The sequence below is a fragment of the Myxococcus sp. CA039A genome (genome assembly GCF_013336645.1).
In the GTDB taxonomy this organism is placed as follows: Bacteria; Myxococcota; Myxococcia; order Myxococcales; family Myxococcaceae; genus Myxococcus; species Myxococcus llanfairpwllgwyngyllgogerychwyrndrobwllllantysiliogogogochensis.
Window position 1 is genome coordinate 1 of record NZ_JABUMQ010000306.1, and the last position, 13,966, is coordinate 13,966.

At 68.8% G+C, this 13,966-nt stretch carries 13 protein-coding genes and 1 pseudogene; 5 read left to right on the plus strand and 9 right to left on the minus strand.

Translation table 11 applies throughout. From position 1 onward, the window contains the following. Both HR086_RS36830 and HR086_RS36835 read right to left on the minus strand, forming a co-directional pair. A pseudogene (locus tag HR086_RS36830) lies at nucleotides 1-304 on the minus strand (metallophosphoesterase); the annotation flags it as partial. A gap of 195 nt (nucleotides 305-499) precedes the next feature. Continuing rightward, entirely contained in the window at nucleotides 500-1,036 is a 537-nt protein-coding gene (locus HR086_RS36835; protein WP_174457910.1) for an FHA domain-containing protein, read from the minus strand. A 311-nt stretch (nucleotides 1,037-1,347) separates the two neighbouring features. Here HR086_RS36835 and HR086_RS36840 point away from each other — a divergent pair, with 311 nt between their 5' ends. The 4 genes from HR086_RS36840 (at nucleotide 1,348) to HR086_RS36855 (ending at nucleotide 5,019) form a co-directional block, all read left to right on the plus strand. Then, nucleotides 1,348-1,701: a hypothetical protein gene (locus tag HR086_RS36840; protein WP_174461060.1), complete on the plus strand. Its 354-nt coding sequence runs from the start codon at nucleotides 1,348-1,350 to the stop codon at nucleotides 1,699-1,701. Nucleotides 1,702-1,973: 272 nt separating this feature from the next. Next, entirely contained in the window at nucleotides 1,974-4,001 is a 2,028-nt protein-coding gene (locus HR086_RS36845; protein WP_174467973.1) for a hypothetical protein, read from the plus strand. A 260-nt stretch (nucleotides 4,002-4,261) separates the two neighbouring features. Then, the gene (locus HR086_RS36850) at nucleotides 4,262-4,564 is read left to right on the plus strand and encodes a hypothetical protein (RefSeq protein ID WP_174461062.1); all 303 of its coding nucleotides are present in this window, start codon (nucleotides 4,262-4,264) and stop codon (nucleotides 4,562-4,564) included. Continuing rightward, the gene (locus tag HR086_RS36855; RefSeq protein ID WP_174461063.1) at nucleotides 4,561-5,019 is read left to right on the plus strand and encodes a hypothetical protein; all 459 of its coding nucleotides are present in this window, start codon (nucleotides 4,561-4,563) and stop codon (nucleotides 5,017-5,019) included. The genes HR086_RS36850 and HR086_RS36855 overlap by 4 nt, the downstream gene beginning before the upstream one ends. 53 nt (nucleotides 5,020-5,072) lie before the next feature. Here HR086_RS36855 and HR086_RS36860 read toward each other — a convergent pair whose 3' ends face one another. From HR086_RS36860 to HR086_RS36870, 3 genes are all read right to left on the minus strand, one after another. Further along, entirely contained in the window at nucleotides 5,073-6,704 is a 1,632-nt protein-coding gene (locus HR086_RS36860; protein ID WP_141645031.1) for a long-chain fatty acid--CoA ligase, read from the minus strand. A gap of 101 nt (nucleotides 6,705-6,805) precedes the next feature. Beyond that, nucleotides 6,806-7,843 carry a 6-phosphofructokinase gene (locus tag HR086_RS36865; protein ID WP_141645032.1) on the minus strand — a complete coding sequence of 346 codons (1,038 nt, stop codon included), beginning with the start codon at nucleotides 7,841-7,843 and terminating at the stop codon, nucleotides 6,806-6,808. Between the two features lie 78 nt (nucleotides 7,844-7,921). Continuing rightward, the gene (locus HR086_RS36870) at nucleotides 7,922-9,349 is read right to left on the minus strand and encodes an amidase (RefSeq protein ID WP_174467974.1); all 1,428 of its coding nucleotides are present in this window, start codon (nucleotides 9,347-9,349) and stop codon (nucleotides 7,922-7,924) included. A gap of 207 nt (nucleotides 9,350-9,556) precedes the next feature. Here HR086_RS36870 and HR086_RS36875 point away from each other — a divergent pair, with 207 nt between their 5' ends. Continuing rightward, the gene (locus HR086_RS36875) at nucleotides 9,557-10,300 is read left to right on the plus strand and encodes a glucosamine-6-phosphate deaminase (protein ID WP_174467975.1); all 744 of its coding nucleotides are present in this window, start codon (nucleotides 9,557-9,559) and stop codon (nucleotides 10,298-10,300) included. Here HR086_RS36875 and HR086_RS36880 read toward each other — a convergent pair. From HR086_RS36880 to HR086_RS36895, 4 genes are all read right to left on the minus strand, one after another. Further along, nucleotides 10,294-11,985, minus strand: a complete 1,692-nt coding sequence (locus HR086_RS36880; protein WP_254623593.1) for a von Willebrand factor type A domain-containing protein — start codon at nucleotides 11,983-11,985, stop codon at nucleotides 10,294-10,296. The two genes, HR086_RS36875 and HR086_RS36880, sit on opposite strands and share 7 nt — an antisense overlap. Nucleotides 11,986-12,102: 117 nt before the next feature. Next, nucleotides 12,103-12,330, minus strand: coding sequence for a hypothetical protein (locus HR086_RS36885; RefSeq protein ID WP_174467976.1), 228 nt, complete (start codon nucleotides 12,328-12,330; stop codon nucleotides 12,103-12,105). A 151-nt stretch (nucleotides 12,331-12,481) separates the two neighbouring features. Beyond that, a complete protein-coding gene (locus HR086_RS36890) occupies nucleotides 12,482-13,390 on the minus strand; it encodes a transglycosylase SLT domain-containing protein (protein WP_174467977.1) in 909 nt (302 codons plus the stop codon). 9 nt (nucleotides 13,391-13,399) lie between these two features. Beyond that, nucleotides 13,400-13,966, minus strand: a 567-nt coding sequence (locus HR086_RS36895; protein WP_174467978.1) for a TetR/AcrR family transcriptional regulator, incomplete at its 5' end; no start/stop codon positions are given.

Sequence of the window (13,966 nt, forward strand, 5' to 3'; positions counted from 1 at the left end):
CGTCGGAAGCGAGCGGGGCGGAGGGCACGAGCTCCGGGCTCTTCCTGTCCACCCACTTGCGCAGCAGGGCGATGGGCGTCCCGGCGAGCACGACGATGATGGCGGAGATGGACCACCCGACGGCGAGGATGCGCAGCGCGGCGGGCAGCTCTACGTGGGGGCCCGCCAGCAGGGGGAACAGCCACACGGCCAGGGACATCACCGAGCCGCCCAGAAGCACCCACCGCCGCCACCCACGCAACAGGTCGGGCCAGAGCGCGCGCAGCACGGCCCAGGCGCCCACATAGACCAAGAGGAGAAGCAACGGCCTGACCATCCACACACTCCCACGCGCTGAAGAGCGGGAGTCATAGCGGCGACCCGCCTGCCTCGCCGCACGAAGTGGCTCAATGTAGGAGAGGACGGGGCCTCGTGCGAGCCGGGCTCGGCCGGGAGCAGGGGAGCGCCAGGCCGCCCTCCCTACGCGCAAGCCGGGTGTGGCATTCCCGCGAGGAGCGAATCAGCGGTGGGTGCCGGGGCTGGCCATGCGCAGGTGCGCGTGCAGCGTCTCCGTGCGCAGGTAGAGGAACTGGGCGTCGCCGAAACCCAGCGCGTCGCCGTCCGTGAGCAGGACCTCCTGCTCCGCGGTGAGCGACGAAGCGTTGACCCACGTTCCGTTCATCGAGCCCACGTCCTTCACCGAGCAGTCGCCCCGTGACTCGTGCCACTTCAGCGTGGCGTGGTGCTTGGAGACGGATGGGTCCGGGACGAGCAGCGTGCAGCCCTCCATCCTCCCCACGGTGAGTTCGTGGCCATCCATGGCGGGACGCAGGAAGTGGACCTCCAGTGCGTCGAAGCCCCGGAGCATGACGAAGAGGCGGTCCACCAGTCGGCTGCGATGGGCCATGCCCACGGTGCGCGCCTCACCCAGCCGCATCGCCACCTGCTGGAAGACAGGCTCGGGCGGCTGTTGGACGAGGACCACGGGCCCGGAAGCGTCGAGGAAGGCTTCCAGGGTTGCCAGGGCGAACGGGCGAAGTTGCTTCACGGACGGCATGGTGGCCGCAACTTAACCTGGAGGACGCGCTGGACGCTCGCGCCCTCCGCGCGCTCCAGCCTCCCGTCCACCAGACAACGCTCCTGTGCGAGGGCGCCGGAGCCCGCGCGACCAGGATGAGCGGAAGCTTTCACGACGGGCGTTCCCACACCCAATCCATGCGCAGTGATTGCGGCGGGCTGTAATCCCAGACTCGGGAATGGGCTGAAAACATTTCAGATAGCGGCAATCAACGATAGAGGAGGAAATACAAACATTGCATATGGGCAGTGGGGCTCAGGTCGGTGAGCTCCATCACCAGGAGAACCCATATGAAAGCGCTGTCATTCATGGTGGTCGCGGGGCTCGCCGTTGGAATGCTCACGGGCTGTGGTCCCGAGACGTCTTCGCCCGAGGCCGTCTCCGGAGAGCTGGGCCCACGTTATGAGGCGACGCGCGCCGATGGCACGCCCGTGACGGTGCGGGATGCCTCGGGAGAGAACAACCTGAGCGCGCAGTCCATCGAGGGAGAGCGCACCCTCACCCAGGCGGCGTGCTGGGTGACGCTCCAGTGGTGTAGCGAGCCGGGCACCGGCGACATCGTCTGCACCCAGAACGGCGGCTGCACCACCGCGCAGTTCATCGCGGCGTGCATCTCGCTGGCTGAAGATATCTGCGGAATCTGAAACATCCGTGGATAGACAGCGTCAGTCCGTAAATCGGGCTGACGCTGTTCCGCTGCTTGCCTGATTCCTCTCACTTTCCGTGGGGCCTGACATGGTTCCAGGGAGGCGTGGGTGTGCGACATTGGGCAGCCGAGCGCGGGGCCCACGCACGCGGGGCATGCCAGGGTTGTGCGTGGTGCGGTGCGTCGTGAGACAAGGCTTTGCTCGGGTGACGTCTCCGGTTACATCCTCGTGACACAAACATCTGTGTTCGCACGAGGAGTCCTCGGACCATGTGGGAGCGAATGAAGAAGCGCGGCGCGTGGGTGCTGGCGTTGTCGTTGCTGGCGATGACCGCGTGTTCGGATTCGGAGGATGACGCGCCGCCGGACGCCGGGCAGGAGCAGCCCGACGGTGGCGGCACGCCCGACGCGGGGGACTCTGGGACGCAGCTGCCGGCGTTGGAGGTGCCTGAGGGCTGCAACCCGCTGGCGTCGGAGCACGACTGTCTGTTGCCGTACCCGTCGAACTACTTCCTGCAGGAGGACGCGGCGCTGCCGTCGGGTCACCGCGTGAAGTTGACCACGGCGGCGAAGCTGAAGATGAAGGACGGGACGCCCTTTGACTTCACGGACCTGCATCCGGCGGATGGCTATTCGCATGGGACGCAGATGCTCGCGCTCTTCCCGGGAGGCGTGGACGCGACGAACCTGCCGTCGGTGGCTCAGCCCACGGCGGCGACCACGGGCGCCACGGTGGTGCTGGATGCGGAAGCGGGCACGGGGGTGCTGCACTTCGCGGAGCTGGACCCGCGCGCGCCGGATGATGCGCACCGGGCACTGCTGGTGCGGCCGGCGGTGCGGCTGCGCGGTGGCGCGCGCTACATCGTCGCGTTGCGCGGGCTGAAGGCGAAGGACGGGACGGCCGTGCCCGTGCCAGAGGGCTTCCGCCGCATCCGGGATGGGCAGACGGCGGGAGACCCGCTGCTGGCGCCCCTGGCCGCGCGGTACGAGGCGGACATCTTCCCGGCGCTGGAGGCCGCGGGGGTGGCGCGCTCGGAGTTGCAGCTCGCGTGGGACTTCACCACGGAGACGGAGGAGAACGTCACCCGGGACATGATGGACGTGCGGCGGCTCGCGATGGAGGCGCTGGAGGCCACGCCGCCTGTCGTGACTGTGACGGAGGTGAAGGACGAGGTGGACGCGAACATCTTCCGCCGCATCAAGGGGACGCTGCGGGTGCCGCTCTTCACGGAGACGGCGCAGGCGGGGGCGCTGCTGGCGCGTGACGCGCAGGGCCGGGTGAAGCGCAATGGCGAGGCGGAGGTGCCCTTCACGCTCCAGATTCCGCGGAGTGTCTGGGGCCAGTCGGTGGCGCCGGTGCGCTTCCTCCAGTTCGGGCACGGCTTCTTCGGCAGCCAGGGCGAGTCGGACGGCTCGTTCGTCCGGCCCTTCGTGCAGGCGACGAAGATGGTGGTGATGACGGTGGACTGGTGGGGCATGTCGCAGGCGGACGCGCCGGGGGTGATTGGCGCCATGTCGCAGCAGCCCGCGCAGACGCTGCGTTTCACGGACCGGGTGCACCAGGGCATGGTGAACCAGATGGCCGTCACCTACGCGGCGCGGACCACGTTGAAGGACCTGGCGGAGCTCAAGGACAACGGGGTGCTCGTGTATGACCCGGACCAGACGTACTTCTACGGCATCAGCCAGGGGCACATCCTGGGTGGGACGTACGTCGCGCTGTCGCCGCACATCTCGCGCGCGGTGTTCAGCGTGGGTGGGGCGGACTTCTCGCTGATGATGTTCCGGGCGAAGCCGTTCGCGATGTTCCTCCAGGCGATTGCGGCGGCGGTGCCGGACGCGTTGGACCAGCAGAAGTTCGCGGCGCTGACTCAGACGAGCTTCGACCGCATCGACCCGATTACCTATGCGCCGCACGTGGTGACGACGCTGTACACCGGTGGACCGGCGTCGCGTCGGGTGTTGGTGCAGTACGGGCTGGGGGATGCGCAGGTGCCCAACGTGGCCACGGAGCTTCACGCGCGGGCGATGGGGCTGACGCAGCAGTTGCCGGCGACGTGGCGGGTGCCGGAGCTGCCGGTGTTCGAAGGTGCCATCGACAGCGCTGCGCTGGTGCAGTTCGACTTCGGGCTGCCGGCGCCGCTGCCGGGCACGGTGGCGGACCTGCCGGCGCAGGACAATCCGGTGCATGAGGGCGTGCGGCGCAACGTGAAGGGCCGCGAGCAGGTGGACCTCTTCCTGCGGCCGGACGGCAAGGTGGAGACCACCTGCGGCGGCGTCTGTCTCGGCGCCAACTGACGTCAGGCTCTGTCCGGCCAGGGCGTGGTGCTTGCAGGAATCACGGTCCGCGCTCATGCGATGGGCGCGGACCGTCCAACCTGTGAGACTGCATGCGTCCCTCTATCGAAGCGACTTCCTCGTCCCGTCCTCCTCCGATTCCACGAACTCCGGTAGGGAGTAGACGCCGCGACCTGGAGGGTGAGAAACAGGGCTCGGACCTCGCGCCTGTACGGGCTCCCGTCCGTCGGGGCGGCGCACGGCCTCGTCAGGGAGGATGCATGACACGGTACTGGCTCTCGTTCGACCTGGGGCTCCGGGGGAACTACGACGACCTCTACAGGTGGCTGGCGAAGCTGGAGGCACGTGAGTGCGGTGATGGCATGGCGACCTTCACGACGGCGCTGACGCCCACGCAACTCAAGCGCGCCCTCAAGCCCATCATCGGGAAGAAGGGCCGCGCCTATCTGATTGGGCCCGACAAGGATGGGAAGTGGAGCGGGAAGTGGCTGTTCGGCAGCAGGCGTCCAGCCTCCTGGGTCGGCTACTCCGAGGTGGCGGGAGAGGAGCAGGACGACGCATGAAGGTCTGCGTCGATGCCTGTTTCCTCATCGCGCTGTACGACTCGCGGGACGGTCTGCACGGTGTCGCGGAGGCCCTCTTCGAGAAGCTCTTCGACTCTGCCACGCATGAGCTCGTCGTCCCCTGGCCCATCCTCTATGAAACGGTGTCGACCCGGATGGCCCGACGCAGTGACTCGCTGGGGCTGCTGGAGCGGGACTTGAAGCGCTTGCGACAGCGAAACCGGTTGTCGATGTTGTTCGACCGCAAGATGCGGGAGCAGGCGCTGGGCGAGTGCTTCGAGGAGCTGAAGAAACAGGGAGGCAGCTACCGCGCCTTGAGTCTGGTGGACCGGGTGGTGCGCCTGATGCTGCTCAACCCGAAGAACCGGCTGCACGCTCTCATCACCTTCAACCGAGGTGATTTCGAGGATGTGTGCCGGAGCCGGAAGATTCAGCTCATCGACCAGCACGGCTGAGCCCTGGACCCACCGCCTCGTCGCGAGGACGGCGGGTCCGGATGCCGTTCAACTCACCCTGTGGCGCTCTTGAGCAGGTGGTCGCCGTAGTCCTCGCGCAGCTTCGTCTTGAGGAACTTGCCGGTGGACGTGCGGGGAATCTGCGCGATGAAGAGGTAGTCGTCCGGCAGCCAGAACTTGGCGAACTGTTTCGCCAGGTGCTCGGCCAGCTCCTCCTTCGTCGCCGCCTGTCCCGGCTTGAGCACCACCGCCGCCAGCGGGCGCTCGTCCCAGCGGGTGTGCCGCGCGGCGAACACCGCCGCTTCCAGCACCGCCGGGTGGCTCATCAGCGCGTTCTCCAGCGCCACCGACGAAATCCACTCGCCGCCCGACTTGATGACGTCCTTGCTCCGGTCGCAGATGCGGACATACCCATCCGCGTCCAGCGTGACGACGTCACCCGTCTTGAACCAGCCGTCGGACGTGAAGCGGTCCTGGCCCTCGCCGCCGTAGTACGAGCCCGCCACCCACGGCCCGCGCACCTCCAGCTCGCCCATCGTCGAGCCATCCCACGGCAACGGCTTGCCCTCCTCGCTCATCACCCGCGTCTCCACGAACGGCAGCGCGAAGCCCTGCGAGCCCTGCGCCGCCAGCTGCGTCTTCGCGTCCGCGTGGCGAAGCTCCTGCTTCACCTTCGCCATGGTGCCCACCGGGTTCATCTCCGTCATGCCCCAGGCGTGCGTCACCTCCAGCCCGTGCCGCTGCCGGAAGCCGTCAATCATCGCCGGAGGCGCCGCCGAGCCCCCAATCAACATGGTCCGCATCGCGCTCAGGTCCCACTTCTTCGGGTCCTGGTCCAACAGCGCGAGAATCCCCAGCCAGATGGTGGGCACCCCCCCCGCCACTGTCACCTTCTCCGTCGCCATCAACTCCAACAGCGACGGCGGGTCCAGGTGCGGCCCCGGCATCACCATGCGCGCGCCGGTGATGATCGCGTCGAAAGGCAGTCCCCACGCCGCCGCGTGGAACATGGGCACCACCGGCAGCACCGAGTCCGCCTCGCCAATGCCTGTCAGATCCTTCATGCAACACACCAGCGTGTGCAACACGATGGAGCGGTGGCTGAACAGCACGCCCTTCGGGTTGCCCGTCGTCCCCGACGTGTAGCAGAGCATCGCCGCGCTGTTCTCCTCCAGCGTCGGGAAGTCGAAGTCCACCGACTCCTTCGCCAGCAACTGCTCGTAGTCCAGCATCCCCTCTGGCGCGGGCCCCGCGTCCGGAATGACGATGACGTGGCGGATGCTGGGCACCTGCGCCGCGAACTTCTCGAACAGCGGCAACAGCGAGCGGTCCACCAGCACCACCGAGTCCTCCGCGTGGCGCGCGATGTAGGCCAGGTCGTTCGGGTGCAGGCGCAGATTCAGCGTGTGTACCACCGCGCCCATCGCCGGAATGCCGAAGTACGCCTCCAGGTGCCGGTAGTGGTTCCAGCTCAGCGTCGCCACCCGGTCGCCCGCCTTCACCCCCAGCCGCGTCAGCGCGTTCATCAACTGACACGTGCGCCGGTGGAAGTCCGCATAGGTATAGCGGTGCGTCGTCTTGTCCGGATTGCGGCTGACGATTTCCGAGCGCGGGAAGTACGTCCGCGCGCGCTCCAGGAAATGCGTCAGGGTGAGCGGGAAGTCCATCATGCGTCCTGGAAGCATCGGCACCGTCCCTTCACTGCGAGGGGTAGGCCACCGATGCTACCGGATGCGCACACGAGCCAGCGTCCCGCGTCATGCGGCTCGTTTGTTATCGCACTGCGTCAGCCGAAGAAGACCTGGGCGACCTCGAAGAACTCCTTGGGCACCTTCTTGAGCTCCTTCGTCGCGGCGGACAGGTCCACGCTGATGATTTCGTTGCCCTTGAGCGCGGCCATCTTCCCGAACTCGCCTCGGGCCACCATGTCGCAGGCGTGGACGCCGTAGCGGGTGGCGAGCACGCGGTCATGCGCGGTGGGTGCGCCGCCGCGCTGGATATGGCCCAGCACGGACACGCGCGTCTCGAAGCCGGTGCGGCGCTCGATTTCGTGCGCGACGATGTTGCCCACGCCGCCCAGGCGCGGCCGGCCTGCTTCGTCCAGCGCGCCGCTGGTGACGAGCTGCTCGTTCTGGTCCGCCGCCAGTTTGATGCGCGTGCCTTCCGCGACGACGACGATGGAGAAGGTGCGCCCGCCCGCGTGGCGGCGCTGGATGTGCTCGGCCACGCGCTCCAGGTCGGCGGGAATCTCCGGGACGAGGATGACGTCCGCGCCGCCGGCGATGCCCGCGTAGGTGGCAATCCAGCCCACGTGCCGGCCCATGACCTCGCAGACGATGACGCGCTTGTGGGACTCGGCGGTGGAGTGCAGCCGGTCCACGGCCTCCGTGGCGATGGCCACGGCGGTGTCGAAGCCGAAGGTGAACTCCGTGCCGTTGAGGTCGTTGTCGATGGTCTTCGGCACGCCGACGATGCGCAGCCCCTCTTCCGACATGCGCGTGGCGGCGGACAGCGTGCCCTCGCCGCCGATGGCGATGACGGCGTGGATGCCATTGCGTTCAATGGCGCGCTTGACCTTCTCCAGCCCGTTCTCGACCTTGAAGGGGTTGACGCGCGAGGTGCCGAGGATGGTGCCGCCCCGGTGGAGGATTCCGGAGGTGGTCTCCCGCGTGAGGCGGAAGTGGTTGTCCTCGAGCAGGCCCTTCCATCCGTCTCGAAGGCCCATCATCTCGAAACCGTGGGCGGTGGCGCGGCGGACGATGGCGCGGATGACGGCGTTCAGGCCGGGGCAGTCACCCCCGCCGGTGAGCACGGCGACTTTCATGGGGAAGGTTGTATCGCGCCCGGCGCCATGCGTGCTCGCGAAGTTTGCCCGAGCGCTCTCCGAAGGACGTGGCGACCCCTAGCCGAACACCGAGGGGCGCCGGTGCGTCCAGGGGTGCGCCGACTCGAGCTGCGCGGCCAGCCGGAAGAGGGTGGCCTCGTCGCCGAATCGGGCGATGAACTGGACGCCCACCGGCAGACCCTCCGGGCTCCAATGGAGGGGCACGCTCATGGCCGGGTTGCCCGCCATGTTCGCCATGGGGCAGTAGGGCGTGAAGGCCGCCGAGCGGAACAGCGGAGCGAGCGGCTCGTCGGGCGGGGCGGTGAAGGTGCCCAGCGTGGGCGCGGGCTCGGTGACGGTGGGCAGGAGCCACACGTCCACGTCCTCGAAGCGTCGGGCGAAGGCGCGGCCGAAGCGCAGCACTTCCGCCTGGGCGTGCAGGTAGGCCGTCAGGCCCTGGCTCAGTCCGAACTGGTAGAGCGCCCAGGTGAAGGGCTCGAAGTGCTCGGGCTCCGGGGTGCGGCGCATGCGCCGGCCCAGGCCCTCGATGCTGTTCACCACGCTGGCGGCCCACGCCGTCATGAAGTGCTGTCCCAGCTCCTCGTCGCCCGGTATCTGCAGGCTGCCTTCGAGGACGGAGTGGCCCAGGCCCTCCAGCAGCCGGGCGGTGGCGGCGACCGCGGCCAGGCACTCCGGGTGGACGGGGGCGCCCACGGCGTTGCGCAGCGTCAGGCCGATGCGCAGGCGTCCAGGTGGCGCGCCGACCTCCATGCTGTAGGGCCGCGTCTTGGGCGGGGCGATGTAGGGCGCACCCAGGTCGGGGCCCTCGGTGGCGTCCAGCAGGGTGGCGCTGTCTCGCACCGTGCGGGTGAGGGCATGCTCGCCCACCAGCCAGTGGACGCTGTCCGTCAGCTCCGGTCCGGTGGGGTTGCGGCCCCGGCTGGGCTTGAGGCCGAACAGGCCGCAGCTCGACGCGGGGATGCGGATGGAGCCGCCGCCGTCGGATGCATGCGCGAAGGGCACCATGCCGCTGGCCACCGCCGCCGCGGCGCCGCCGCTGGAGCCTCCGGGCGAGCGCGTCACGTCCCACGGGTTGCGACAGGGGCCGTGCAACGCGCCCTCCGTGGTGGGCAGGAGGCCCAGCTCCGGCGTATTGGTTTTTCCCAGCACGACGAGCCCCGCGCGCAGGTGGCGCTTGACCAGCTCACTGTCGTGGTTCGGTGAGAAGTCCTTCGTGAAGCGCGAGCCGAAGCTCAGCGGGTAGCCCTCCTGTGCGGCGAGCAGGTCCTTGAGCAGGAAGGGCACGCCGGTGAAGGGGCCCTGGGGAAGGGGCGCCTTCGCCCGCGCGCGCGCCGTGTCGAACTGCGTCTGCACGACGGCGTTGAGCTTCGGGTTGCAGCGCTCGATGCGAGCGATGGCCGCGTCCACCAGCTCCAGCGGCGTGACTTCACCGCTGCGGACGAGCTCGGCCTGGGCGGTGGCGTCGAGGCTGACGAAGGGGTCCATCCGTCGACTCTACCGCTTTCCTCGTCGACACCTTCGCATGCGGGCCGCCACGCATGACGCGTTGCGTTTGTGCGGTATCGGAAAGAGACAGTTGCAGCAGTTGTCACAGACGCGCCTCGTGGTGAACGCGTTCCTGACTCAGGGCTCGTGTTGGAGGTGGGGCTTCTATGCTCGTGTGCGCGCCTCTTTCGCGAGCGGAGAGCCTCCTTGCACCTTCGAGTCTTCGAGTCCGAGCAGGACGCGGCCGTCGCATGCGCCGCGCGAGTCCGCGAGGCGGTGATGTCTCATCCGTCGCTGGTGCTGGGGCTTCCCACGGGGCGCACGCCGCTCAACGTGTACCGGGAGCTGGTGGCGTTGCATGAGCGCAAGGCGGTGGATTGGTCTCGCGCGCGGACGTTCAACCTGGACGAACTGCTCGGGGTGTCGGCGGAGGACGGTGGCAGCTTTCGCGCGTACATGGACCGGCACTTCTTCCGGAAGGTGAATCTGTCGGAGGAGCGCATCCACTTCCTCGACGGCGCGGCGCCGGACGCGGAGGTCGAGTGCGCGCGCTACGAGGCGGAGCTGGCGGCGGAGGGTGGGCTGGGGTTGGTGCTGCTGGGCATTGGCGCCAACGGGCATCTGGCCTTCAACGAGCCCGCGGAGCAATTGCAGGCGCGCTGTCACCGGACGCGGCTGAGCCGGGAGACGCGGGAGGCCAACGCGATGCTCTTCGGTGATGACTCGAGCCGCGTGCCGCTGGAGGCGCTGACGTTGGGAATGGGAGCGCTCATCCAGTCGCGGCGCGCGATGCTGCTGGCGTTTGGCGAGGGCAAGGCGGAGGCGGTGAAGGCCATGATGGAGGGCCCCGTGACTCCGCGCTGCCCCGCGTCGTTCCTGCAACTGCACCGCGACGTGGAGGTGTGGTTGGACAGGGCCTCGGCGAGCGCCCTGTCGGCGCGGACTCAGTAGCGCGTCGAGTTCGCGTTGCGGACGAGGCGCGGCGACATCAGCTCGCGCAGCTTGCCGAGCAGGGTGAGGAACTCCTCGCGGTCCTCCTGGCCATCCACGGCATCCTCGGCGAGCGAGTGGATGCGCGCGAAGCCGCGGTCATCCGTCGGGGTGGTGCCGCGCAGGAGGTCCGCGGTGCCGGCGACGGCGAGGGCGAAGCGCAGGTCGGAGGAGGCGGTCGACAGGGACTCGCGCACCTGGTGGCGCGGCAGGGTGAAGCGTTGCTCGGCGACCTCGGAGTCGCCGGGCTTCTTGGCGCGCACGCGGACGGTGGCCACGGTGGAGCCTTCTCCAGTGAGGTCCAGTTCGTAGAGCGCGGTGACGGTGTGGCCCGCGCCGATTTCGCCCGCGTCGACGGCGTCCTTGCGGAAGTCGTTGTCGGCGATGGCGCGGTTCTCGTAGCCGAGCAGCCGGTAGCCGCGCACGGCGGTCGGGTCGAACTCCACCTGGATTTTGACGTCCTGGGCGATGACCTCCATGGTGCCGCCGAGCTGCTCCTGGAAGACGCGGCGGGCCTCGCGCTCGGAGTCGATGTAGTAGCAGTTGCCGTTGCCCTTGTTGGCCAGGCGCTCCATCAGGTCATCGCGGTAGTTGCCCATGCCGAAGCCGATGGTGGAGAGGGTGACGCCTTCCTTCACGTAGCGGCTGATGCTCTCCAGCATGGCGTCCGCCGTCTGGTTGCGGCCGAGGTTGGTGTCGCCGTCGGTGAGGACGACGACGCGGGAGACGCGGTTGGCTCCGGCCATGCGGACGGCGTGCTGGTAGGCCAGCTCCAGGCCGCTGCCCATGGCGGTGCCGCCGCCGGAGGAGAGGCCGTCGATGGCGGCTTCGATGACCTTGCGGTCGCGCGCGGGCGTGGTGTCCAGCACGGTGCGCACGTCACCGGCGTAGGTGGAGATGGTGACGGTGTCGGCGGGGTTGAGGCCGGCGACGGCGAGCTTCATCGACGTCTTGGCGAGCTCCAGCCGGTCCTCGCCGTTCATGGAGCCGCTGGTATCCACGAGGAAGACCAGGTGCGTGGGCTTGCGCTGGGCCTTGGCGACGTGGCGGCCCTGGAGGCTCACCTTGAGGATGTGCTGGCTGGGGGCGAAGGGGGAGGGCGCGGCTTCGAGCGCGACGTGGAAGGCGCCCTCGTCGGGCTTGGGCTCGGGGACGCGGTAGCGGAAGTAGTTGACCCATTCCTCCACGCGGACGGTGTCGGCGGAGGGCAGCCGGTCACCCTTCACGGCGCGGCGGAAGAGGGCGTAGGAGGCGGTGTCCACGTCCACGGCGAAGGTGGAGAGCGGGTCGTTCTCGGTGCGGGTATAGGCGTTGGAGGCGAGGCGCTCCTCGCGCTGGCTGGGAGCGGGAGCCTCGGCGTAGGCGCCCGAGTTGAAGTGGCGCATCGGCTTGCGTTGGAGGGAGTCGACAGTGGAGGGCGCGCCGTCGTTGCCGTAGGCGGTGTTCTCTCCGAAGGTGCGCATGCTCTTCCTGTGGGCCACGTCTGGGTTGCCGGCGAGCGCCCCGCAGGTCGCGCCGAAGTACTTGCGGATGTTGTCGCCGAACAGGGTGACCACGCCCACGAAGGCGAGCACGAGGGACAGCAGGGAGTAGAGGACCTTCAAGCGCTTGCTCATGGAGCCTCGGGGCGTGGAGGGAGTCGTCATGCGTGAGCTACTCGTCGCACGAGTGCTTCACGCCGCGCGTCCGTCATTCGCCCGAGGTCGGTCAACGGGAGGAGGTCGGTCATCCGACCGATGCGGCCTCCCCGCACACGTCGGGTTTCAGCTTCGATTCGACTCCTTGGGTGGAAGGCGACTCAGGCGCCACACGTTCCAGGCCTCAAGGGCTGTCGTGGCCGCGACGTAGAGGATCAGGATTCCTATGGTTTTCGCGGCCCACGTCACGCTGAAGAACATCGCGCACAGACACAGGGCCAGAAGGAACAGGGCCAGTCGGCTGCCGCTGCGGACGCGGATTGCGGACTGACGGATGCGGGTGGCTCGCTTCATGGTCGACCCGGGACTCGTTTCAGCGAAAGGGTTCGAACCCAACATGCCGCGCGCAAAGTTGTCGAGTGCTTCGTGGCCACGCGGCGTGTCACGGCGAAGAGGACTCGAAAGACAGGTCGCCATGGTGGCGACCCTTGAGGCCGGTCCCTGTTCAGCCCGGTCGCGTGTTCGCGGTGACGGTGGGCTTCGCTTGCGTCGCGCGAGTCGGCGCTTTCGCGGGAACAGCCTCGCTCTTCGGCTTCGCCTTGGGTGCCACCGGTTTGGCGACGACCGCGGTGCGTGCTGGCGCCGTCACGGGCTTTGCGACGACCTTGGGGCGCACGGGGGCCACGGGCTTCGCCGCCACCCTGGGCCCCGCCTTCTTGCTCACCGGCGCCACGGCGGGCCGCGCGGGAGCCACGGGCTTCGCCACCACGGCCACCACGGGCCGAGCACGCGCCGCGACCACGGGCACTGGACGAGGCGGCGGCTCCGGCGGCCGTGTCCGCACCCAGGCCGTGAGCACCTTGGGTACGTAGTACTCCGTCTCCCCATTCCTCGGCACGCGCCCATCCACCGCGCCAGGCCCCGCGTTGTACGCGGCCACCGCGAGCCTCACGTCGCGAAACCGCCGGAGCTGTTCGGCCAGATATCGCGCGCTCCCATCCAGTGCGGGCTCCGGGTCGAACGGGTCCTCCACCCCCAGCATCACCGCCGTGGTGGGCATCAACTGTCCCGGTCCCATCGCGCCCGCCGGAGAGATGCGGTGCACCCGCCCCTCCGACTCCACCAGCACCAGCGCCTGCAGCAGTCCCGCGGGCAGCCCATGGCGCCGCTCCGCCCGTGCGATGAGCGGCTCCAGCGGCTCGTGCCCATCCAGCACGCACGACGGCCGGTGCGCCACATACGTGCGCAGCGCGTTCACCTTCATCTCCAGGAACGACAGCGACAGCGGCGACACGTGCGTGTCACCCAGCCACGCAATGGCCGTGTTGATGAGGACCACCGGCGTGACAGCCGCCAGCCCCACCCACGCCCACCACGGAATGCTGAAGCCACCCAGGGCCCGCTTGCGCGCCACACTCCACCCTTAAGTGCGCTTGGCTCCCCCGTCCAACTTCCGGCGCCCCTCCCGTGTCCCAGGCGGCACCCGCAGTCCGTCCAGCACCAGCGTCGTGAGCGCGTCCGGCAACTCCAGCGGATTGCCGATGTCCTCCTCACTCAACACCGCCAGCAGCAGCCGCTCCACCGCCCCCACCACCGCGAGCCCGCTCACCGCTGGCCGTATCGGCCGCAACAGCCCATGCGTGTGCGCCTTCTGGGTGATATCCACCGCATGCCGCGACACCTCCCGCGCCAGCTGCGCCACCTTCCGCCGCGCACCCACCGCTGGCCCCCGACTCTCCTGGAGGTACAGCCGCACCACGCCGGGGTACTGCAACAGCGCGCTCGCGATGACGGCAGCCATGGCGCGGTACGCCTCGAACATCGCCTCCACGCCCCGCGCCTTCCCGAGCGCCTGGCCGCACGCCTCCAACCCCGAGAGCAGCTCGCCCCGCACCGGCTCCAAGAGCGCCTCCACGAGCGCCGCCTTGTCGACGAAGTACCGGTAGAACGTCCCCTTGGCCACCCCCGCCGCCTGGGTGATGTCGTCGAT